The 20,119-nt window shown below is 60.0% G+C and carries 21 protein-coding genes; 9 read left to right on the top strand and 12 right to left on the bottom strand.

The window, feature by feature from the left end:
* Positions 1-126 precede the first annotated feature (126 nt).
* Positions 127-594 (bottom strand): YbaK/EbsC family protein, encoded by a 468-nt coding sequence (locus SIB38_RS11290; protein ID WP_294113622.1) that lies wholly within the window; start codon positions 592-594, stop codon positions 127-129.
* 57 nt (positions 595-651) lie between these two features.
* Between SIB38_RS11290 and SIB38_RS11295 the strand changes: the two genes are divergently transcribed.
* Genes SIB38_RS11295 through SIB38_RS11305 form a run of 3 tightly spaced genes read left to right on the top strand, consistent with a single transcriptional unit; the run spans position 652 to position 4,156 of the window.
* Positions 652-1,038 carry a nuclear transport factor 2 family protein gene (locus SIB38_RS11295; protein WP_294113621.1) on the top strand — a complete coding sequence of 129 codons (387 nt, stop codon included), beginning with the start codon at positions 652-654 and terminating at the stop codon, positions 1,036-1,038.
* 60 nt (positions 1,039-1,098) lie between these two features.
* Positions 1,099-3,885: a glutamine-synthetase adenylyltransferase gene (locus tag SIB38_RS11300; protein WP_412550165.1), complete on the top strand. Its 2,787-nt coding sequence runs from the start codon at positions 1,099-1,101 to the stop codon at positions 3,883-3,885.
* Position 3,886: 1 nt separating this feature from the next.
* Entirely contained in the window at positions 3,887-4,156 is a 270-nt protein-coding gene (locus tag SIB38_RS11305) for a hypothetical protein (protein ID WP_412550166.1), read from the top strand.
* A gap of 7 nt (positions 4,157-4,163) precedes the next feature.
* On the opposite strand, the gene SIB38_RS11310 is transcribed toward SIB38_RS11305, so the two are convergent.
* Positions 4,164-4,598, bottom strand: a complete 435-nt coding sequence (locus SIB38_RS11310) for an NUDIX domain-containing protein (protein WP_294113616.1) — start codon at positions 4,596-4,598, stop codon at positions 4,164-4,166.
* 149 nt (positions 4,599-4,747) lie between these two features.
* On the opposite strand from SIB38_RS11310, the gene SIB38_RS11315 reads away from it, so the two are divergent.
* The 3 genes from SIB38_RS11315 to SIB38_RS11325 all read left to right on the top strand — a co-directional run bounded on the left by SIB38_RS11315 (position 4,748) and on the right by SIB38_RS11325 (position 7,242).
* Positions 4,748-5,419 (top strand): DUF6778 family protein, encoded by a 672-nt coding sequence (locus SIB38_RS11315; RefSeq protein WP_294113615.1) that lies wholly within the window; start codon positions 4,748-4,750, stop codon positions 5,417-5,419.
* Positions 5,420-5,480: 61 nt separating this feature from the next.
* Entirely contained in the window at positions 5,481-6,686 is a 1,206-nt protein-coding gene (locus SIB38_RS11320; RefSeq protein WP_412552037.1) for an RSP_2647 family RNA methyltransferase, read from the top strand.
* A gap of 22 nt (positions 6,687-6,708) precedes the next feature.
* The gene (locus SIB38_RS11325) at positions 6,709-7,242 is read left to right on the top strand and encodes an RSP_2648 family PIN domain-containing protein (protein ID WP_412550167.1); all 534 of its coding nucleotides are present in this window, start codon (positions 6,709-6,711) and stop codon (positions 7,240-7,242) included.
* Here SIB38_RS11325 and SIB38_RS11330 read toward each other — a convergent pair.
* The 6 genes from SIB38_RS11330 to SIB38_RS11355 all read right to left on the bottom strand — a co-directional run bounded on the left by SIB38_RS11330 (position 7,239) and on the right by SIB38_RS11355 (position 12,160).
* Positions 7,239-7,931 (bottom strand): M48 family metallopeptidase, encoded by a 693-nt coding sequence (locus SIB38_RS11330; RefSeq protein ID WP_294113612.1) that lies wholly within the window; start codon positions 7,929-7,931, stop codon positions 7,239-7,241. The genes SIB38_RS11325 and SIB38_RS11330 overlap by 4 nt on opposite strands.
* A 47-nt stretch (positions 7,932-7,978) precedes the next feature.
* Complete coding sequence (locus SIB38_RS11335; protein WP_294113611.1) at positions 7,979-9,163, bottom strand: vWA domain-containing protein; 1,185 nt, start codon at positions 9,161-9,163, stop codon at positions 7,979-7,981.
* Positions 9,164-9,166: 3 nt separating this feature from the next.
* Positions 9,167-9,334 carry a hypothetical protein gene (locus SIB38_RS11340; protein WP_294113609.1) on the bottom strand — a complete coding sequence of 56 codons (168 nt, stop codon included), beginning with the start codon at positions 9,332-9,334 and terminating at the stop codon, positions 9,167-9,169.
* Positions 9,335-9,340: 6 nt separating this feature from the next.
* Positions 9,341-10,711, bottom strand: a complete 1,371-nt coding sequence (locus SIB38_RS11345; RefSeq protein ID WP_294113607.1) for a DUF2927 domain-containing protein — start codon at positions 10,709-10,711, stop codon at positions 9,341-9,343.
* Between the two features lie 2 nt (positions 10,712-10,713).
* Positions 10,714-11,166 carry a GNAT family N-acetyltransferase gene (locus SIB38_RS11350; RefSeq protein ID WP_294113605.1) on the bottom strand — a complete coding sequence of 151 codons (453 nt, stop codon included), beginning with the start codon at positions 11,164-11,166 and terminating at the stop codon, positions 10,714-10,716.
* A 154-nt stretch (positions 11,167-11,320) separates the two neighbouring features.
* Complete coding sequence (locus tag SIB38_RS11355; protein ID WP_294113603.1) at positions 11,321-12,160, bottom strand: AAA family ATPase; 840 nt, start codon at positions 12,158-12,160, stop codon at positions 11,321-11,323.
* A 185-nt stretch (positions 12,161-12,345) separates the two neighbouring features.
* Here SIB38_RS11355 and dksA point away from each other — a divergent pair, with 185 nt between their 5' ends.
* Positions 12,346-12,768, top strand: a complete 423-nt coding sequence (dksA, locus tag SIB38_RS11360; RefSeq protein ID WP_294114103.1) for an RNA polymerase-binding protein DksA — start codon at positions 12,346-12,348, stop codon at positions 12,766-12,768.
* A 96-nt stretch (positions 12,769-12,864) separates the two neighbouring features.
* Positions 12,865-14,052, top strand: a complete 1,188-nt coding sequence (locus tag SIB38_RS11365; protein WP_412550168.1) for an FAD-dependent monooxygenase — start codon at positions 12,865-12,867, stop codon at positions 14,050-14,052.
* Positions 14,053-14,178: 126 nt separating this feature from the next.
* Here the strand turns inward: SIB38_RS11365 and SIB38_RS11370 are convergent, their stop codons facing one another.
* A complete protein-coding gene (locus tag SIB38_RS11370; protein WP_294113600.1) occupies positions 14,179-15,072 on the bottom strand; it encodes a LysR substrate-binding domain-containing protein in 894 nt (297 codons plus the stop codon).
* Positions 15,073-15,183: 111 nt separating this feature from the next.
* Here SIB38_RS11370 and katG point away from each other — a divergent pair, with 111 nt between their 5' ends.
* Complete coding sequence (gene katG, locus SIB38_RS11375) at positions 15,184-17,367, top strand: catalase/peroxidase HPI (protein ID WP_412550169.1); 2,184 nt, start codon at positions 15,184-15,186, stop codon at positions 17,365-17,367.
* Between the two features lie 51 nt (positions 17,368-17,418).
* On the opposite strand, the gene SIB38_RS11380 is transcribed toward katG, so the two are convergent.
* The 3 genes from SIB38_RS11380 to SIB38_RS11390 form a co-directional block, all read right to left on the bottom strand.
* Entirely contained in the window at positions 17,419-17,886 is a 468-nt protein-coding gene (locus SIB38_RS11380; RefSeq protein ID WP_412550170.1) for a DUF2269 family protein, read from the bottom strand.
* Positions 17,883-19,175: an SDR family oxidoreductase gene (locus SIB38_RS11385; protein ID WP_294113594.1), complete on the bottom strand. Its 1,293-nt coding sequence runs from the start codon at positions 19,173-19,175 to the stop codon at positions 17,883-17,885. The genes SIB38_RS11380 and SIB38_RS11385 overlap by 4 nt, the downstream gene beginning before the upstream one ends.
* A 97-nt stretch (positions 19,176-19,272) precedes the next feature.
* A complete protein-coding gene (locus SIB38_RS11390; RefSeq protein WP_294113592.1) occupies positions 19,273-19,884 on the bottom strand; it encodes a GyrI-like domain-containing protein in 612 nt (203 codons plus the stop codon).
* Positions 19,885-20,119 lie beyond the last annotated feature (235 nt).

The raw sequence follows: 20,119 nt of genomic DNA on the forward strand, positions 1-20,119 counted from the left end.
AATCGCTTTCACATTACCTAGATTGGGAGTGTGGCTGCGCATTGCAAGGGAAAATGTGAAAGGTTTTTACATTTGATGGTTATGTGTCTGTATTGGTTGAATAAATTGGTCGAGAAAAATTTTGCTTTAGGTGCTAAAAGTGCAGGTCTTGGCCCCGGAAATCTGCTCTAAATCCTCTGGAGAGAGGCAAAATACGTGGTTTGGCGTGCCAGCCGCGGCCCAGATTTGTGCAAACTCAGTCAGGCGCGTGTCCATAAAGGCTTGAATTGGGGAGAGGTGGCCCACCGGGCTGACCCCGCCAATGGCAAAGCCGGTTTGTGTGCGCACCACGGTGGCATCTGCGCGGGTCAAAGGTGCGCCAAGGAGCGCTTCGGCGGCGTGAGGGTCAACTTGGCGGCCGCCGGCGGTCAGGAACAGGACGACCTCTCCGGTGTCGGCGTTTTGAAACACAATGGACTTTGCGATTTGATCGACGTCGCAGCCCACGGCGTCGGCTGCCATTTGCGCGGTGCGGGCGCCGTCGGTTTCGCGGATGTCGATCTCTTTGCCTGCGGCTTCTAAGGCGGCGCGCACGCGTTTCAGGCTTTTGCTCATAGTTGGTCTCCTCGTCCTCGGGTTGATTTCTGCCATGGCGCGCCGCAGGGTGCCAGCATGGAAAAACAGACTGATTTGAAAGAGACCTTGTTGGCGCTGGAAACCCAAGTGTGGGATGCGCTGGTGACAGGCGATGGGGACGCGGATGGGGCGTTGCTGAGTGAAGATTTTATCGGGGTGTATCCCGATGGCTTTGCCGGAAAGGACGCCCACACAGGGCAGTTGGACGGCGGCGCAACGGTGGCGAAATACCGGCTGAGCGAGGTGCAGGTTCGGGCCACGGAGGCGGACAGCGGGTTGCTGATCTATCGCGCAGATTATCTGCGGGTTGGCAAGTCTGACTGGGAGGTCATGTTGGTGAGCTCCCTGTGGGAGAGGCGCATTGGGAACTGGGTCAACAGCTTCAGTCAGGACACGCCGTTGACCGGGGACGGGGTGCCTTAAGCCGCCCCTGCGGCAGCACCGCCAATTGACCTTCGCGCATGGCGGTTTCAAAGTCGCGCCATGTTGTTTGAATCACAAATCACCCGCCTGCCACGCCCGTTTGACACTGATCTTGGTGCGGAGGCGCGGGCGGCGGTGCCGGCGTTGTCTGGCGATCTGGCCAAGTTGATTGAAGGCACGGCGGGATCAAGTCCCTACCTGAAAAGCCTGATCCACAAGGAAGCGGCCTGGTTGCCGGAGGCGTTGCAGGATGCGGATGTGGCTTTGGCGGCGGTGTTTGCGGGGTTGCAGGCCGGTGCACCGGATCAGCGGCCAACCGCTTTAAGGGCTGCGAAACGCAAGGTGGCTTTGCTGACGGCATTGGCCGATTTGGCTGGGGCGTGGTCGCTGGAAAAGGTGACGGGCACGCTAACGGATTTTGCCGATCTGGCGAGCCAGTTGGCGCTCGAGGCCACGATTGGTGCGGAAATTCGGCGCAAGAAACTGCCCGGCGCTACCGAGGATGACATTCCGACAGCGGGCGGCATGGTGTCGATTGCCATGGGCAAGATGGGTGCGCATGAGCTGAATTACAGTTCTGACATTGATCTGATCTGTCTGTTTGATGAAAGCCGGTTTGATCCGGAGGATTATCATGACGCGCGGGCGAGTTTCATTCGGGCAACGCGCAAGATGGCGGCAATGCTCAATGACATCACCGGCGATGGCTATGTGTTCCGCACCGATCTGCGTCTGCGACCTGATCCGGCGGTGACACCGGTGTGCCTCGCGATGGAGGCGGCGGAGCGCTATTATGAGAGCCTGGGGCGGACTTGGGAGCGGGCGGCCTATATCAAGGCGCGGCCTTCGGCAGGCGATCTGGCAGCGGGGCAGAAGTTTCTTGATACGCTGACGCCTTTTGTTTGGCGCAAGCATCTGGATTTTGCCGCCATTCAGGACGCGCATGACATGCGACTGCGCATTCGTGAGCACAAAGGGCTGGGCGGTGAGATCACGCTGGACGGTCACAATATGAAGCTGGGGCGCGGTGGCATTCGGGAGATCGAGTTTTTTACCCAGACACGGCAGCTGATCGCAGGTGGGCGCGATCCGTATCTGCGAGACCGCCATACGGTTCCGGGGTTGCGCAAGCTGGCCTCCAAGGGCTGGGTGCCGGAGGATGTGGCCGAAGCGCTGTCCGATCACTACCGCTTTCATCGCGAGGTGGAGCACCGCGTGCAGATGGTGGCGGACGCGCAGACGCATCTGTTGCCCAAAAGCGAAGAGGGCTGGGGCCGGATTGCGGGCCTGATGGGGCGCGACGAGGCGGACATTCGCAAAGAGTTGCAGGAGCGGCTGACCGAAGTGCATGAGATGACCGAGGGGTTCTTTGCGCCGGATGCCGCGCCGGAGGGTGGCGAAGATGTGACCCACGCGTTTGATGAGGACGTCATTGCACGTTGGGAGAGCTATCCGGCCATGCGCAGCGTGCGTGCGGTGGAGATATTCAACCGCGTGCGGCCAGAGATTTTGCGGCGTCTGGCGCAGGCGCCAAAGCCGGATGAGGCGCTTTTGGCGTTGGACGGCTTTTTGCGTGGACTGCCCGCTGGCGTGCAGCTGTTCTCGCTGTTTGAGGCCAATCCGCAGTTGATTGATCTTTTGGTGGATATTGTGGGCACTGCGCCCGCGCTGGCACAGCATTTGTCGCGCAACTCCGGTGTGTTTGACGCGGTGATTGGCGGCAGCTTCTTTACCGAGTGGCCAGGCGTGCGCGAGTTGACCGAAGAGCTGCAGGAGCGGCTGGCGCGGGATGAGGACTATGAGGCGCAGCTGGATGGCTCGCGGCGGTGGGCCAAGGAATGGCAGTTCCGCATTGGGGTACATCATCTGCGCGGCTTGATCGGCGCGGAGGAGGCTGGGCGACAGTATGCGGATTTGGCCGAGGCGGTTTTGGCAGGGCTCTGGCAGCCTGTGGCGGATCATTTTGCCTCCAAACACGGGCCTATGCCGGGGCGGGGCGCGATTGTGCTTGGCATGGGGTCTTTGGGGGCGCAGCGGCTTAATGCAACGTCTGACCTGGATCTGATCGTGATTTATGACGCGGATGGCGTGGAAGCCTCTGACGGGCGGCGGCCTTTGGCGGCGCGGCCCTATTATGCGCGGTTCACACAGGCCTTGGTGACGGCGCTGAGCGCGCCCATGTCGCAAGGGCGGCTCTACGAGGTCGACATGCGCTTGCGTCCGTCTGGCACGCAGGGGCCGGTGGCGACGTCTTTGGCATCGTTCAAGAACTACCAGATGAATGAAGCCTGGACCTGGGAGCATCTGGCGCTGACGCGGGCGCGGCCTGTGACCGGCGCGCCGGAGTTGATGGCGGAAGTCGAAGGCTTCCGGCAGGAGGTTTTGGCAGCCGAAAAAGACAAGGCAGCGATTGGCAAAGACGTGCAAGAAATGCGGGCGCGGATTGCGGCGGCCAAAGCGCCGGACGGGCCATGGGATGCCAAGATTGGCGCAGGTCGGTTGCAGGATATCGAGTTGTTGAGCCAGACCGGGGCGCTTTTGGCCGGATCGTCTCGACGGGCGGTGACGCAGGGCTTGCAAGCGGGTGTCGCAATTGGCTGGCTTTCTGCCTCAGACGCGTCAGACCTTGCCAGCACCTATCGGCTTTGCTGGCAGGTGCAGTTGGCGTCGAAGTTACTTTCGGGCAGCACCATTGCACCCAATACAATTGGCGCTGGTGGTCGGGCGTTTTTGTTGCGTGAAACCGGTGCGGACGATATCGAGGCTGTGTTGCGCAAGTTGACGGATGCGACTGAGACGGCGGCGACGACAGTCACAGCGGCCTTGGCGGCCACAGGGGAGGCATGACATGGACATTTCGCATTGCGACCCCAAGGGGCTGATCCACGAGAGTTACCGGATGGAGGGTATTGAGCCCTCGGAGTGCCGGACGATCTTTTTGGATTGGGCTCTGTCGCTTCCGGACGGTGTGGACACCCGCGATGCGATTGAGATGTTGATTGTACATCTGGGCAGCAAGCATCCGGGCCATCCGATGACACAAGTTCTGGAAGAGGGCAGCGTGGAGATGCGCACGCCCAAACGCCGTGGTGGGTGGCGTTCAAGGCCTCGTAACTGATAGAGCGTTAGGCGTTTGCGTCGAGCCAATCGAGCGCTTCCAAAACACTGTCGTGTATAAAACTGTCACCGGCGGGGCGGTTTTGCTTGAGCGTTTTTAGGTTCTCGCGGTCAATCCAACACCATGCGTCGACTTTGCCGTTTTCGAGTACCGGTGCTGTCAGATCGCCTGAAACAGTCACGACGAACTGCCACTCATGCCGAGGGCCGTCCTCGGCTTGCCAGGTCTTTGGCGACAGTTCCGCGCGGATCTGATCCACTGCCCAACCGGTTTCTTCAAAGACCTCGCGGGACAAAGCGTCTTCGACAGTTTCACCGGGGTCCACATGCCCACCCGCCAGATCCCAACAGCCGGGAAACAGGCGCCGTGTTGGGCTGCGCCGATGTGCAAAAATCTTTCCTTCAGGATTGAGGATCAATGCGGTGGCGACGGTTTGTGTCATAAAAACAAGTGCCTCAGGCGGGTGATACTGGGTGTCTCAACTTTTAGTTAATTCCTTTGAAACGTCCAGCGCGGGTCGCAATCGTGCCCCAATTGGCGCGCAAATTTGCAGGGACACAGCAGAGGCGAGAACCGCCCGAGGAGTTGGACATGGCGATGGGAAAAATCTTTGCAGCACTGGTCTTGGCATTGGGTGCAAGCGCATGTGCGTCGGTAGACACCGCAAGCCGGAACGCGCCATACGATGTGCCATCCACCGAGATGGCCGCGCCTGCGCCATCCTATGCGCTTGAGAGCTTTGACGTTCTGGTGCCAACCACGCTGAAGGTGTCCGAGGCGAACCTCTACTACCCTCCTGGTGACATCGTGTGGCGTGGCGATGCACCGGGTGATCGCTATCAGCAAGTGAAGGCGATTTTTGATGAGAGTGTGCGTTTGGGCGCCTATCCGCTGGACGGTGCGATGCCGGTGCGGGTGGAGATCGAAGTGACCCGCTTTCACGCGCTGACAGAGAAGACCCGCTACACCGTGGGTGGGGTGCACTCGATTGAGTTTATAATGACCATCATCGAGCCAGAAACTGGCACCGTGTTGCGTGGTCCAAAGCCGATCAAGGCGAGCCTTGTGGCTTATGGTGGGCAGATGGCCATTCAAGCGGAATCCCGCGGTCTGACCCAGAAATACCGCATCACGCAGCACCTTGCACGTGTGGTCCGCGATGAGCTGACCAAAGCGGAAGGCTTTGGTGCTCCAGACCGTGGCGCCACCAAGCGTATTCAGCCGTTGGAGCCGATTGGCAAGCAACTGGCCGCGGCAGAATAAGCCAAGCAGGCAGACAAGGGTTTTCACACCCGAGAGAAACAAGTAGGAGGGCGGCATGTCTATGCCGTCCTCTTCTTCGTCCAGCCGCCCTGTTGTGCGGTTGAAGCCCAAAGCCAATGCCCGCGCGATCCGTCATGGATTTCCCTGGGCCTATGACAATGAGCTGGTCACCGACCGGCGCACCAAAGGGCTTGTGCCCGGCACGCTTGCGGTGCTGGAGGATGACAAGCGGCAGCCCCTTGGGCTTGTCGCGACCAACAGCCAGAGCAAGATTTTTTGCCGCATGTTGGATCGTGACCCTGAAGCGCAGGTGGATCAGGCGTGGTTTGAGGGCAAATTTGCCCGTGCTTTGGCGATGCGGGAGCGTCTGTTTGATGCGCCATTTTACCGGCTGATCCATGCGGAAGCCGACGGGCTGCCCGGCGTGGTGGTGGATCGCTTTGGCGACACCACTGTGGTGCAGCCCAACGCCGCTTGGGCCGAAGCGCTGCTTGAGCCGTTGGTGGCGGCACTGGTGGCGGTGACTGGCGTGTCCAATGTGCTGAAAAACGGTTCTGGCCGGGCGCGGGGGCTGGAAGGGCTGGAAGACGATAGTGCCGTCATGGTGGGCGCGGCGCCAGAGGCACCGGTGCCCGTGGTGATGAATGGCGCGACCTATATGGCGGATTTGACCGGTGGGCAGAAAACCGGGCTTTTCTATGATCAGCGTCCCAACCACGGATTTGCCGCCGGGCTTTGCAAAGATGCAAAGGTTTTGGATGTGTTTTCCCATGTTGGCGGGTTTTCTCTCGCCGCTCTGGCGGGCGGTGCCAGCCAAGCGACGGCGGTGGACGGCTCTGCGGCAGCGTTGGAACTGGCGCAGGCCGGGGCTGCGGCGGCGGATGTGGCAGACCGTTTTGCCACGCGCAAGGGCGATGCGTTTGAGGTGTTGAGCGCGCTGGGCGAAGAGGGCGCCAAGTTTGATGTGGTGATCTGTGATCCCCCGGCGTTTGCGCCATCCAAACCGGCGCTGGAGAAAGGTCTGCGGGCCTATGAACGTGTGGCACGGCTGGCCGCGCCTTTGGTGGCAGAAGGTGGCTATCTGGGGCTGTGCTCCTGTTCACATGCGGCAGACCTGGCGCGGTTCCGTGGTGCCTCGGTGCGGGGCATTGGCCGGGCGGGGCGGCATGCGCAGCTTATTCACACCGGGTTTGCCGGACCGGACCATCCTTTGATGCCGCAGCTGGCGGAGAGCGGATACCTCAAGTCTTTGTTTTTCCGGCTGTGAGACCTAACCTGTGAGGCGCCTATTGCTGGATACCTGCGTTCTGTATCCCACCGTGATGCGGGAGGTGCTGCTGGGTGTGGCCAAGACCGGCGCGTTTGAGCCCCAGTGGTCGGCGCGTATCTTGGAAGAATGGGCGCGGGCGGCACGCAAGCTGGGCCCTACAGGAGAGCCGCAGGCGCGGGGTGAAATTGCGTTGGTGCAAGCGAGCTGGCCCAAGGCATCAGTGACGTGGAAGCCTTCGTTGGAAGACCGGCTCTATTTGCCGGATGAGCACGACGTTCATGTGCTGGCGGCGGCGATTGCAGGATCGGCGGATGCGATTGTCACAGTGAATGCCAAGGATTTCCCAAAGCACATTCTGGCGGAAGAAGGGCTGGAGCGGATCGCGCCGGATGAACTGCTGCGGGGATGTTGGGAGGAGGATCCCGACGGTGTTGCGGCGGTGTGTGAAGCGGTGCGTCAAGAGGCGGAGCGCTTGAGCGGTGAGGCGTGGGAGATGCGGAGGCTGCTGAAAAAGGCGCGACTTCCCAAGCTGGCGAAGGCCGTGAGCGGCTAGGCTTTGGCGATGCCCCATTTGCGTTCGAGCTTTTCGATGGCCTGAATGCGCTCTTCGGTTTTGGGGTGGCTGAGCAGCCAAGCGGGGGTGCTGGCGCCATGGGCGCCAGTCAGATGTGTGAGTTTCTCAAACAGCGCCTTTTGCGGTGCGGTGCCGATTCCGGATTTCACCAATAATGCGGCGGCGTATTCATCGGCTTCGTACTCGTCGCCGCGTGACAGCCGTGCGGAAAGCAGGCTGGTGGCGGTGTTGGCCACCAAAGGGCCGATGCCGGGCAAAAAGCGATTGAGCACCATTGCGAGCGCTGTGCGCAGGGCGTTTTGGCCGGAGAAGTCGATCATGCGGCGGCGGGAGTGGCCCAACGCGACGTGGCCCAACTCATGCGCCACCACAGAGGCGAGTTCCTCGGCGGTCACGTCTCCGGCGCGGTAGCGGTTGTAAAAACCTCGAGTTAGGAAGATGCGGCCATCCGGGGCGGCCAGGCCGTTCACGGGCTCAATCTCATAGATGTGCACGCGGATGCGCGGCAAATCGAGGGCTTTGGCCATGTCTTTGATCAGGGGATTGAGGCGCGGATCGGCCAGTTCCGTCGATTTGGCGTCCAGCTCCCGCGCGGTGCGCCACGCGGAAAAACGCATCATCAGCAGGCCGTAGACCACGGCGATGAGGATCGGCATCAGTTTGATCATGGTAGAGATATGAGGCAAGCCGTGGGCGGCTTCAACCCGCGCTCACGTCAGCGTGTCAATTCCCGCATGCCGCGTTCAAGACCTTCTAGGGTCATTGGCACCATCCGGTTTTCAAAGATGTCGCGGATCATGCCGATGGAGTGGGTGTATTGCCAATGCTGTTCCGGCAAAGGGTTGATCCAGAGATTTGATGTCCATTGGTCACGGGCACGTTCCAGCCAGACTTGACCCGCCTCTTGGTTCCAATGCTCATTGGCGCCACCGGCATAGGCAATTTCGTAAGGCGACATGGAGGCGTCGCCGACAAAGATGCATTTGTAGTCCGGCCCATAGGTGCGCAGCACTTCGTGGGTGGGGGTCTGGTCGTTCCAACGGCGTTTGTTGTCGCGCCACACGCCTTCGTAAAGGCAGTTGTGAAAGTAGTAGTATTCGAGGTGTTTGAACTCGGCCCGGGCAGCGGAGAACAGCTCTTCGACCACCTTGATGTGCGGGTCCATCGAGCCGCCAACATCCAGAAACAGCAGGACTTTTACGGCGTTGTGGCGCTCAGGGCGGGTTTTCACATCGAGGTAGCCGTGCTCGGCGGTGGCCTTGATGGTGCCATTGAGATCCAGCTCTTCGGCGGCGCCTTCACGGGCCCAGCGGCGCAGACGTTTGAGGGCAACTTTGATGTTGCGGGTGCCCAGTTCCACAGAGCCGTCGAAGTTTTTGAACTCGCGTTTGTCCCAGACTTTGACCGCCTTGCGATGGCGGCTTTCTTTCTGGCCGATGCGCACGCCTTCGGGGTTGTAGCCATAAGCCCCAAACGGTGAGGTGCCGGCGGTGCCGATCCATTTGTTACCGCCCTGATGGCGGCCTTCCTGTTCCTTCAGGCGCTCCTGCAGCGTCTCCATCAGCTTGTCAAAGCCACCAAGGGCTTCGATCTCGGCCATTTCTTCGGCCGAGAGGTGCTTTTCGGCCATCTTGCGCAGCCACTCTTCGGGAATGTCGACGGCTTCAAGCACGTCCTGGGCGGAGATTTCACCCAATCCGTCAAACGTGGCCGCAAAGGCGCGGTCAAATTTGTCGATGTTGCGCTCGTCTTTCACCATGATGGTGCGGGCGAGGTAGTAGAAGCTCTCCACATCGTAGGTGGCCAGCCCGGCCTTCAGCCCTTCCAGAAAGCCAAGAAACTCACGCAGGGACACCGGCACACGGGCCTCGCGCAGGTTTTCAAAGAAGGGCAGGAACATGGATCAGAGCGCCATACGGTGGATGAAGAGCGTGATAAACAGGCCGATGATCGCAAAGATCATGGCGTAGACAAAGCCGTATTGCAGGATGTCTGCGCCTTTGCCGCCGCGGCGTTTGGCCAATGTGCCACCAGTGAGTGCGCCGATGAGGGCGCCAATAAGTACAAACATGGTGTCTTAAGATCTCCCTTTGATCGGGCTGAGTGCCGTGATCTCGCGCAGTTTGGCGCGGACGGCCCAGTCCGGGCCAAAGCCGTATCGTGCCCAGCCGAGACTGTCCAGACGCAGGGCGCCGGCGTCTTCGAACTTGCCTTCCATCTCCAGTGCTTCGGCTTGCAGGAGCATAAGGGTGGACAGGAGCGCGGCGTTTTCAAAGCGGCCTGCGGGGCCGATTTGCGGGTTCAGTATGTTGAGCGCTTCGCGGCTTTGGCCGGCGCTGATGGCGTAGGCAGAGAGTTGGGTGGCGACAAAGGCGCGATGCGGGCCAAAGCGTTCGGCGGACCGATAGGCGCGATCGGCGGCCTGAAAATGGGTGAACGCGGCGGCGATATCTTGCGACTGTAGCAGGCGACCAAGCGCGTAGTGGGAAAAGCCGAGGCGATGATCCTGCCAGCCATTGTTCTGTGCAATGACAAGGGCTTGGCGGGCGGCGGCGCGGCGGTTGCCAGGCGATGTGCCCGGGCCGAGGGCGGTTTGCACCGCGTTGATCCAGGCGCGTGGGGTTTCCGGCAGCGGGTTGCTGGAGAGCTGATCGCCGCGCGGATTGATGCGCGACAGGATTGCGGGCAGACGGGTAGCCACTTCGCCACGGGTCATGCCGTTGCGCAGCGTGGGATCATAGTAGGCCCGCAGGATGGTCATATCAAAACCGGTAAGCACTGCGTGGATGTTGTCGTCGTTAAACACGCTGTCCGGCAGACGATAGAGGTCGTTGAGGGGACCTAGGGCCTGCGCCAGCTCTTCATGCAGACAGTCGCGGGTTTCTTGCGGGCTGGTGTCGTTGGGCAGGAAGATCGCGATTTTGGAGCGGTCTTCCAGCAGAGCCCAATTGGCCGCACCGCTGCGGCGGGCTGAGCGGTATTGCGACAACGACGAAATGTTGGGCACCACAAAGCAGGCGGCTTGGGGCAGGGCCTTGCGGATGTCGCGGCGTGAGACCGCCTGAATGGTGATGTTGGCGGATGGCGATTGCGTCAACGAAATGTCGATACGGGCTTCGTTGCGCAGGCGTTGCAGCAGCGCCTTGAGGTCCGGCATCATTCCGGCGGGTGGCGCGCCGGTGACGCGCACGGTGATTGGGCCTTCAAACCGGGTGAGGCGGTCGAGACTGCGGCCGCTTTCCAGCTCAAAACTCAGATCCAGAAAGTCGCGGGCAATGTCGCGGTTCGATCTGTTGGGCGGAATAGGGCGCGGGGTGGAGAAGGCCTTGACCGGAGGCAGGGTGGTGTCGCTCACTGCGGCGCGGGTTGGCACGCCGTTGCCGCCGATGGGCGTACAGGCCGCCACGGCAAAAGCCAGAGGGATCAGTGAGGACAGAAAAGAGCGCAAAATCAGGGCCTTTGATATTTAATAAACGGGGACAACTGCCCGATCCGGTCATACAGTTTGCGGGCGTTGGTGTTAAATTCCTGGGTCATCCAATACACGCTTGGCGCACCGGCGTCATCCGCTGCCTGATACACGGCTTCAATCAGTTTGCGCCCCACACCGGTGCCGCGCACTTCCGGATCAGCGTAGAGGTCTTGTAGATAACAAACGTTTTCAACCTTCCAAGCATGGCGGTGAAACAGGTAGTGGGTCAGGCCAATAAGCTTGCCGTCCAGCTCCGCCACGAAGCAGGAGTAATCCTGCGGATCATCGCCCAAAAGCCGGGCAAATGTGGAGGTGTAGACCTCTTCAGACACCGTGCTTTCATAGAAGGTGATATAGTCGGTCCAGAGACGGCGCCACTCTGCGTGGTCGGCTTCGGTGAGAGGGCGGATCAGGACGTCAGGCTGGGACATGGGTGGTCGGACTCCGGTTGGATGCCGATTCCTTCTACGAAATCAGGCCTTAATTGGATCGTAACATGCGCAAAGACTTGGGCAAGAATGCGGTGTCTGTGGTGAATTTGAAAGGCCTGCACGGGGGCAGGCCGTTCCAAAGATTGGGAAAACCTCAGCGGCCGGAGCGCGCCATAAAGGCCAGACGCTCAAACAGATGCACGTCTTGTTCGTTTTTCAACAAGGCGCCATGCAATTTCGGCAGGGCGTTTGCCCCGTCGCGTTTCAGGTCTTCTGGCGACAGGTCTTCGGCCAACAGCAGCTTGAGCCAGTCGATCACCTCGGATGTGGAAGGCTTTTTCTTCAATCCGGCGGTTTCGCGGATTTCGAAGAACTGCGTCAGCGCGGTGGTCAGCAGCGCCTCTTTGATGCCGGGGTGATGGACCTCAACAATCTTTTTCAGCGTCTCCATTTCCGGGAAGCGGATGTAGTGGAAGAAGCAGCGGCGCAGGAAGGCGTCAGGCAGTTCTTTTTCGTTGTTGGAGGTGATGATGATGATCGGGCGATGCTTGGCTTTTATGGTTTCGCCGGTCTCGTAGACGTGGAACTCCATCTTATCGAGTTCTTGTAGAAGGTCGTTTGGAAACTCGATGTCGGCCTTGTCGATCTCGTCAATCAGCAGGACAACTTTCTCATCACTTTCAAAGGCTTCCCAGAGTTTGCCGCGCTTAATGTAATTGCCAATGTCATGGACACGTTCATCCCCCAACTGGCTGTCGCGTAGACGGGAGACGGCGTCGTACTCATAAAGACCTTGTTGGGCTTTGGTGGTGGATTTCACGTTCCACTCGATCATTTTTAAACCCAGGCCGCGGGCGACTTGCATTGCCAGTTCGGTTTTGCCGGTGCCGGGTTCGCCTTTGACAAGCAGTGGGCGTTCCAGCGCCACAGCGGCGTTGACCGCGACCGTCAGATCGTCTGTGGCGACATAGTTTTTGGTGCCCGAAAACTGCATGAAATTTCTCCGCCCGTTCGCTTAATTCGGCACAGACCCTATCGTGAACATAATTTGTCCGCAATGAGGGGTTAACAGGTAGTGACATTCCCTGGCCAAGGGAGTATTTGCTGCAAGCATAGAAGGGGGGTTGCATGTCTGACTTGAATACCACGATGGACGTGAGCCGCGATGAGGGAGCAGAAATGAAAGCCGAAACTTTCCTGCCCGACGATTATCGTCCCGCAGAAGATGAGCCGTTCATGAATGATCGGCAAGTTGAGTACTTTCGACGTAAACTATTGAACTGGAAAGAAGATCTGTTGGCGGATACCCGCGACACGATCGAGGGTCTGCAAGACAGCACCCGCAATATCCCGGATGTAGCTGACCGCGCCAGTGAGGAGACTGATCGCGCGCTTGAGCTTCGCACCCGGGATCGTCAGCGCAAATTGGTTGCAAAGATCGACAGCGCCATTCGTCGGATTGACGAAGGGGAATATGGCTATTGCGAAGTGACGGGGGAGCCAATTTCGCTCAAACGTCTGGACGCCCGTCCAATCGCAACCATGAGCCTTGAAGCGCAGGAACGTCACGAGCGCCGCGAAAAAGTGCATCGCGACGACTAATTTTGCACTGCCCTGTGACGGTAAATCGCAGGGTTTGGACCAAAAAATAAAGACGCCGGGGCTTTTGCTTCGGCGTTTTTTCATTAGGGTTAAGCCATGGATTTGCAAGGTAAAAAAATCACCGTGATTGGCGCGGGGATTGGCGGGTTGACCGCCGCGCTGGCGTTAAAGCAGCGCGGGGCCTCTGTGCATGTTCTGGAGCAGGCCGAGGCGATCAAAGAGGTTGGCGCGGGCTTACAAATCAGTCCCAACGGGATGGCTGTGCTCAAGGCGCTGGGCGTGGACGGTGCGCTTAAGAAACGGGCGGTGCGGGCGGACGCAGTGGAGCTGCGGGACTATGCCGCAGGGCGGTTGGTGAGTCGTTTGGATCTTGGGTTGATCTCTGAAAATGGTCCCTTGCACCCTACGGAATATTACTTTGTGCATCGCGCGGATTTGATTGATGTGCTGGCTGAGGCCGTACGGGCGGCTGGGGTAAAAGTGCTTTTGCTTCAGCAAGTTGAGACCGTTGTCCCCGGCGATCGGCCAAAGGTGATGATGGCCAACGGTGCTGAGATGATCGTGGACTTGGTGGTTGGTGCGGATGGGCTGCACTCCAAAATGCGGCCGGTTCTCAACGGCACCGTGGCGCCGTTTTTCACGCGACAGACAGCTTGGCGGGCGACGGTGCCAAATACCATGGCACATCCGGATGTGGCGCAGGTGCATATGGGGCCGAAACGCCATGTGGTGAGCTATCCGCTGCGCGGCGGCGAATTGGTCAATATTGTCGCTGTGCAAGAGCAGGTGGGCTGGGCCGAGGAGGGCTGGCACATTCCCGATGATCCGGCCAACCTTCAGAAAACATTCAAGGATTTTGGTGGCGCTGTGCGGCGCATGCTGACCGAGGTTAGTGATGTGCGCAAATGGGGATTGTTTCGACATCCGGTGGCGCCGGTGTGGCACAAGGACCATTGCGTGCTGTTAGGAGATGCGGCGCATCCGACTTTGCCGTTTATGGCGCAGGGGGCGGTGATGGCGATGGAGGATGCCTGGGTTTTGGGCGATGCGCTTGAAAAGGCGGAAGATTTTGCCAGTGGCCTGGCAGCTTATCACGCGCGGCGCGTGGGGCGTGTGACCAAGGTTGTGGACACCGCCAGCAAAAACGCGTGGAAATACCATCTGAGCAACCGGCCATTGCGGATGGCAGCGCATATGGGGATTCGCATGGCGTCCACTTTGGCGCCGCGCAAGATGATGGGGCAGTTTGACTGGATCTATCTACACGACGTCACGAAAGAGTAAGTGTTGCGCCGGATTTTGGCGGCGTTAACCCCCAAATTTCACGTCGGTATTTTGTCGGTATCACGACTGTTTTGCGGAGGTGCGGATTTTGGGGTCGGCTCTCGCCTTAACGCAGCGCGCGTTGCGTCAGAGTGATTCCCCAACACCGCGCACCACGTCAGAGAGTTCTTGCAACTGGGACGCCAGCGGGCTGCTTTTGCGCCAGATCATGCCGATGGTGCGGGCCGGTTGCGCCCCGGCAAACCGCGCGACGCTCACAGCGGCGGCGGGCGTGTCCACTGGCACAGCCATTTCCGGGATCACAGTGACGCCAAGACCAGCCCCAACCATCTGCACCAGTGTTGAGAGCGAGGAGCCATCCAGCCCCTCGTGAGGACGGGCCGTGGGCAGGGAGCAAAACGATAGGGCTTGATCGCGGAAGCAGTGGCCTTCCTCGAGCAAGAGCAGCCGTTCGCGTTCGAGGGTTTCTGGTGCGGGGACCGGCGTCGCGGATTCGGTGTCAGGTCTTACGAGCACAAATTCTTCGGACCAAAGCGGCACTTCGGTGAAGGCGGGCTCGGACACGGGCAGGGCGACAATCGCGGTGTCGATGCGGCCCGCGTGCAGTTCGGCCAAAAGGTTGGCAGTCATGGTTTCGCGCACCATGAGGGACATGTCGGGAAAGGTGGCTTTTACCTCTCGCAGCAGGGCGGGCAGCAGGTAGGGCGCAATTGTGGGAATCACCCCAAGGCGCAGGCGACCGGTGAGGCCGGATTGCGCCGCGCGGGCCATATCGCCCAGTTCATCGACGCTGCGCAGGATTTCGCGTACGCGCACAAGCACGTCTTCGCCAAAGGATGTGAGCCGCACGCGACGGGTGGTGCGCTCCAAGAGAGGTGCGCCGAAGCTTTCCTCCAACTCTTTGATTTGCACGGATAAGGCGGGCTGTGAAATGGCGCAGACATCTGCCGCGCGACCGAAGTGGCCGTGTTCGGCAAGGGCATCAAAATAGCGGAGCTGGCGCAGTGTGAGATTATTCATAGTCTTTGATTATCAATGTGATCGGAAAATGCAACTTCGTTAAATGAAACTCCTGTGCTTAGAATGGTTCCAGACAAAACGTGACCCATCTCACTTTGACAGGAGGACGATATGGACGGAGACATGAAATCAGGTGGCTGCCCAGTGATGCACGGCGCGGTGACGCAGCAAGCGCGGGGCAATCGTGATTGGTGGCCTAATCAGCTGAACCTGCGGATTTTGCACCAGAATTCTGCCAAGTCTGACCCTATGGGAGCAGATTTTGACTATGCCGCAGAGTTCGCCAAGCTGGACTTTAAGGCGCTCAAAGGAGACCTCTATGCGCTGATGACAGACAGCCAGGACTGGTGGCCGGCGGACTACGGTCACTACGGCGGTCTTTTCATCCGTATGGCCTGGCACTCGGCAGGCACGTATCGCACCGCGGATGGCCGCGGCGGTGGTGGCACAGGGCAGCAGCGGTTTGCGCCGCTGAACAGCTGGCCGGACAATGGCAATCTTGACAAAGCGCGGCGGCTGTTGTGGCCGATCAAGCAGAAGTACGGCAACTCCATCAGCTGGGCGGACCTTTATATTCTCGCGGGCAATGCGGCGATTGAAAGCATGGGTGGCAAAACCTTTGGCTTTGCCGGTGGTCGCCCAGATGTGTGGGAACCGGAAGAGGACGTCTATTGGGGTGCAGAGACCGAATGGCTGGAAGAATCTGGCGGCGAGAACTCACGTTATTCCGGGGATCGTGATCTAGAAAACCCGTTGGCGGCGGTTCAGATGGGCCTGATCTATGTGAACCCGGAAGGGCCTGATGGTCAGCCTAACATTTTGGCCTCTGGTCGCGATATTCGCGAGACTTTTGCCCGGATGGCGATGAATGATGAAGAGACTGTCGCGCTTGTGGCTGGTGGCCATACCTTTGGCAAGGCGCATGGGGCGGGCGATCCGACCCTTGTTGGACCGGAGCCGGAGGCCGCAGGCATCGAAGAAATGGGGCTTGGCTGGATCAACGCGCATGGCACTGGCCATGGCGGTGACACGACAACGTCGGGCATCGAAGGCGCGTGGACGGCGAACCCAACCCAGTGGGACAACGGCTATTTTGATCTGCTGTTTGGGTATGACTGGAACCTGACCAAGAGCCCTGCCGGGGCATGGATTTGGGAGCCGGTTGGGGTGTCTGAGTCGGACATGGCGCCAGCGGCACATGACGCAAGCCAGAAGGTCAAAACCATGATGACCACTGCCGATATGGCGATGCGCATGGACCCGATTTATGGGCCTATTTCCAAACGGTTCCATGAGAACCCCGAGGAGTTCCAGGATGCCTTTGCACGGGCGTGGTTCAAGCTGACCCACCGCGATATGGGGCCACGGGCGCGCTATCTTGGCGAAGAAGTGCCCAGCGAAGAGCTGATCTGGCAGGATGTGGTTCCGGCGTCTGAGACGGACCTGTCCGAAGAGGATGTCGCAGCACTGAAAGCCGCGGTGATGGCCTCTGGCCTGTCGGTGAGTGATCTGGTGAAAACTGCCTGGGCCTCGGCGTCCACCTTCCGGGGCAGTGACATGCGCGGCGGGGCCAATGGGGCGCGGGTCGCGCTGGCGCCGCAGAAAGACTGGGCGGCCAATGAGCCACTTGAGTTGGCGCGGGTGTTGTCAGCACTGGAAGGTGTGAAGGCGGACTTTGGCAAGCCGGTGAGCCTCGCGGACCTGATTGTGATCGGTGGCGCGGCGGCAATTGAGAAGGCAGCGCTGGATGCGGGGCATGATGTCTCCGTGCCGGTGACGCTGGGCCGTGGCGATGCGACGCAAGAGATGACCGACGTGGAAAGCGTGGGCATGCTCGAGCCGCAGGCCGATGGCTTCCGTAACTACGCACGGACCCAATTCACCGTGTCGCCAGAAGAGATGCTGGTGGATAAGGCGCAGCTGCTGACGCTGACCGCGCCAGAGATGACGGCCTTGGTCGGTGGCCTGCGGGTGCTGGGTGCCAACCATGGCGGCGCAGCGCATGGTGTGTTCACCGATCGGGTCGGGCAGCTGACCAACGACTTCTTCGTGAACGTGCTGGACATGGGCACCACTTGGGCTGAGGCCGGTGATGGCGTTTATGAGGGCAAGGATCGCGCTAGCGGCGACGTGAAGTGGACGGCAACCCGGGTGGACCTGGTGTTTGGCTCCAATTCGCAGCTGCGGGCGCTGGCTGAGGTCTATGGTCAGTCCGATGGCGCGGCCAAGCTGGTTGGCGATTTTGTAGCCGCATGGTGCAAGGTCATGGATGCGGATCGCTTTGATCTGAAGTGATCTTTGGTGAAAGGAATGAGGAAGGCGCGGCGATGCCGCGCCTTTTTTGTGTCAGAATGCCGGTTTCATCAGCATCAGCCAGACAATCCCCATGACCGCAAAGAAGGCCGGGAAGCCGCAGGCGAACCAGATGTGATAGAGTTTGAGGTAGCGATCTGGCAGGGGCGATCGAGTGTCGCGGGCGGTGCGGGCAATGTTGCGCATTTGTAGTTGGATCCAGACGACCGGCAGCCAGAAGGCACCAACCACCACATAAAGGATCAGCGAAATCAGTAGCCAAGGTTCCAAGAGCGACCAGCCGAGGTGCCAAGCCAATAGTGTGCCGGTGATCGGTTGCAGAACGGCGGCGGTGGCGGTGAAGATGGTGTCGGCGATCACTACGATGCCGGCGACATGGGCGATCAGGGCGGGGTCGCGGCTGCGGTGAGATAGGACCATAAAGAAGGCGATGCCAGCCCCCGTACCCAAGAGAACGGTGGCGCCGAGGACGTGGGCAAAGCGGAGGATCTCTTCGATCATCTGTCGTCCATCAGCAGGGCCACCAAGGCGGCGAGTGTGATGCCGGGCAGGACTTTGACCATAGGGCCAAGCGGATCGGCATAGAGGGCAGGTGTCATCAATGCTGCGCCCAGAAGGTAGGCGGCGGAGAGAAGGATCATGCCGATGGCGGCTTTGCGGGTGTGGCGTCGGATGAGGATTGCGCCTCCAAGAAGGGTGTCAGCGATGCCACCGCCAATAACAGCGAAAGCGGCGAAGGTGGGACTGCTGCCAGTGGTGGTTAGAACCCGCATGGCTTCGGGTGTTTGGATTAGGCCAATGGCGCCGGAGAGCAGCCAGAAAAACGCCAGCGTGGCGATGGCGAGCGGAAGCGCCAGGTAAACCCTTGCCGCGGTGCGGTCCTGCGCGGTGGCGGGGTGGCTTGCCAGAGTGGCTGCCAATGGGTGGCAGGTGTGGCCGGTGAGGTGGTGCCAGGGCAGCGGGTTGCCGGAAATGCCTTTTGAGAAAACCGTTAGCGACGTGCTGCGCAGGGGCGCCCGCCAGCCTAACCAGCCAAGCGTGTCGGCCACGCGGGCGGTGAATTTGAGTGTCCAGTTTGGCAGGTGCGGCCGCCAGAGGGGCGGAGGTACGCCAAGCCAGGCGCGGGTGTGCAGGGTTAGGCTGCTAAAGCTGTGCGCATTTGGCTCGGTGATGTCGGCGATGGTACCGGAGGGTACTTGGGGGTCACAGGCCAGTGCGACGGCATGGGCGACGTCGGCAAGGGCGACAGTTTGGATGGGGCTGTCCCCTAACACGTGGGGCAGGACGGCCGGCAAGGCCGCAAGCGCGCGCAGGAGGGCGCTGCCGCCGTAGGCTTCGCGGCCCAGCACCAGAGTGGGGCGCAAAATGACGTGGTCGGCCTGAGAGGTGGTCAACAGCGCGTCACCTTCGGCCTTGGTGCGGTAGAAGGCGGTGTCGGCCTCTGGCGACACCCCTGCAGCGGAGATCTGGATCACGCGGGTTTGGGTTTGGGCGGCAGCATTCGCAAGGTGCCGGACCATCTCAACGTGAATTTGGGAAAGGCTGTCGCGGGCGCCATCCTGCAAGGCGCCGGAGGCGTTCACCACCACGTCGGTGTCTTGCAACAAGGCGGGCCAATGATCCGCGCGCAAGGACGTAAGGTCGAGATGTTTCCAGCGACACTGCGGAAAGCGGGAGGCGGCTTTGGCATTGCGCCCGACGCCGGTCACGTCATATCCGGCCTCAGCCAGTGCCGCCATGCAGGCGGCGCCAATGAGGCCGTAGCCGCCAAGAACAAGGGCTGTGGGCATCGCTGCGCTCCGCTAAATCCTGCTGGGATGAGACTAGCATAAGCGCCTTTCCTTGCACGGCAAATTCCGGGTCTTGCGGCAATCTGCCATTGTTGGGCTAGAGCCTCCGAACCGGGTGGCGCAGGACGGTGCGTAATTTTTCCGGAGCGGTTTTGCGCGGGTCGCCCAGGTAGATTTCATGGTGGTGGCCGTTTTCTGTCAGGCCATTTTGCGGCAGGTATTCTTTGTGCAGCTTGGCGATGGTCGGGCCTTCTTCGCTATACGGACCGACGTGCAAAATTTGGGCGCAGAAACCCTCGTGCAAGACCTCGCGCCGTAGAGTGGCAGGAGGGTCGCCGAGCTTTTGGGAGGCTTTTTCCACGCTGGCGGCAAAGGCGGCGTCATCAAGCCAATCCGGCAGCATGATCATCATGGTCCAATGCCATTCCTCGCGCCGGTCGTCGGTGTAGGCGGTCATGTCGTCGGCCCACCAGAGGCCCTCGAGGGGTGGCACAACGTAGTCTTTGTTCAAAACCTTTTTGGAGTAGAACTTCAGGCCGTAGCTGACCGGGTAGAGCCAGGAGAGGGCGTGTTGATAGGCGTCGTTGCCCGGGGCGCCGTGGCCGTCGATTTTCACAAAGGTCATGTCCGGGACTTCGACAAGGGCGAAGTCTTTGGCGGAGGGCACGTAGAGATGTTTGAGGGTTTTCTTGAAATCGATTTTGGTCATGTGATGGCCTAGAAGACGAACGGCTGGTTGAAAATTTATTGTGCAGTGTGTGTTTTGGGAACTTAAGAGAAAAGGAACAAAGGGGCAACATTTGATTGCTGGCGGGGTGCCTTGCTCCACAGATCTTTGGCGGAGAGGTATGATCGGGTTAGGACAGGCGGTGGCCCGCGATATTGGCCAGCTCTTGGTTTCTATGAAGACTACAACCTCACGAAATCCGCCTGTTGGTCATGCC

The organism is Shimia sp. MIT910701, assembly GCF_047126315.1.
Lineage (GTDB): Bacteria > Pseudomonadota > Alphaproteobacteria > Rhodobacterales > Rhodobacteraceae > Shimia.

What these genes read in the sequence shown, in the direction of transcription:
- SIB38_RS11390 (WP_294113592.1), bottom strand. Translation starts at nt 19,884, where the DNA reads ATGACCAAAATCGATTTCAAGAAAACCCTCAAACATCTCTACGTGCCC.
- SIB38_RS11385 (WP_294113594.1), bottom strand. Translation starts at nt 19,175, where the DNA reads ATGCCCACAGCCCTTGTTCTTGGCGGCTACGGCCTCATTGGCGCCGCC.
- SIB38_RS11340 (WP_294113609.1), bottom strand. Translation starts at nt 9,334, where the DNA reads ATGTTTGTACTTATTGGCGCCCTCATCGGCGCACTCACTGGTGGCACA.
- SIB38_RS11290 (WP_294113622.1), bottom strand. Translation starts at nt 594, where the DNA reads ATGAGCAAAAGCCTGAAACGCGTGCGCGCCGCCTTAGAAGCCGCAGGC.
- SIB38_RS11370 (WP_294113600.1), bottom strand. Translation starts at nt 15,072, where the DNA reads ATGAATAATCTCACACTGCGCCAGCTCCGCTATTTTGATGCCCTTGCC.
- SIB38_RS11335 (WP_294113611.1), bottom strand. Translation starts at nt 9,163, where the DNA reads ATGTTCCTGCCCTTCTTTGAAAACCTGCGCGAGGCCCGTGTGCCGGTG.
- SIB38_RS11300 (WP_412550165.1), top strand. Translation starts at nt 1,099, where the DNA reads ATGTTGTTTGAATCACAAATCACCCGCCTGCCACGCCCGTTTGACACT.
- katG (WP_412550169.1), top strand. Translation starts at nt 15,184, where the DNA reads ATGGACGGAGACATGAAATCAGGTGGCTGCCCAGTGATGCACGGCGCG.
- SIB38_RS11305 (WP_412550166.1), top strand. Translation starts at nt 3,887, where the DNA reads ATGGACATTTCGCATTGCGACCCCAAGGGGCTGATCCACGAGAGTTAC.
- SIB38_RS11330 (WP_294113612.1), bottom strand. Translation starts at nt 7,931, where the DNA reads ATGATCAAACTGATGCCGATCCTCATCGCCGTGGTCTACGGCCTGCTG.
- SIB38_RS11310 (WP_294113616.1), bottom strand. Translation starts at nt 4,598, where the DNA reads ATGACACAAACCGTCGCCACCGCATTGATCCTCAATCCTGAAGGAAAG.
- SIB38_RS11380 (WP_412550170.1), bottom strand. Translation starts at nt 17,886, where the DNA reads ATGATCGAAGAGATCCTCCGCTTTGCCCACGTCCTCGGCGCCACCGTT.
- dksA (WP_294114103.1), top strand. Translation starts at nt 12,346, where the DNA reads ATGAAAGCCGAAACTTTCCTGCCCGACGATTATCGTCCCGCAGAAGAT.
- SIB38_RS11350 (WP_294113605.1), bottom strand. Translation starts at nt 11,166, where the DNA reads ATGTCCCAGCCTGACGTCCTGATCCGCCCTCTCACCGAAGCCGACCAC.
- SIB38_RS11355 (WP_294113603.1), bottom strand. Translation starts at nt 12,160, where the DNA reads ATGCAGTTTTCGGGCACCAAAAACTATGTCGCCACAGACGATCTGACG.
- SIB38_RS11365 (WP_412550168.1), top strand. Translation starts at nt 12,865, where the DNA reads ATGGATTTGCAAGGTAAAAAAATCACCGTGATTGGCGCGGGGATTGGC.
- SIB38_RS11315 (WP_294113615.1), top strand. Translation starts at nt 4,748, where the DNA reads ATGGCGATGGGAAAAATCTTTGCAGCACTGGTCTTGGCATTGGGTGCA.
- SIB38_RS11320 (WP_412552037.1), top strand. Translation starts at nt 5,481, where the DNA reads ATGCCGTCCTCTTCTTCGTCCAGCCGCCCTGTTGTGCGGTTGAAGCCC.
- SIB38_RS11295 (WP_294113621.1), top strand. Translation starts at nt 652, where the DNA reads ATGGAAAAACAGACTGATTTGAAAGAGACCTTGTTGGCGCTGGAAACC.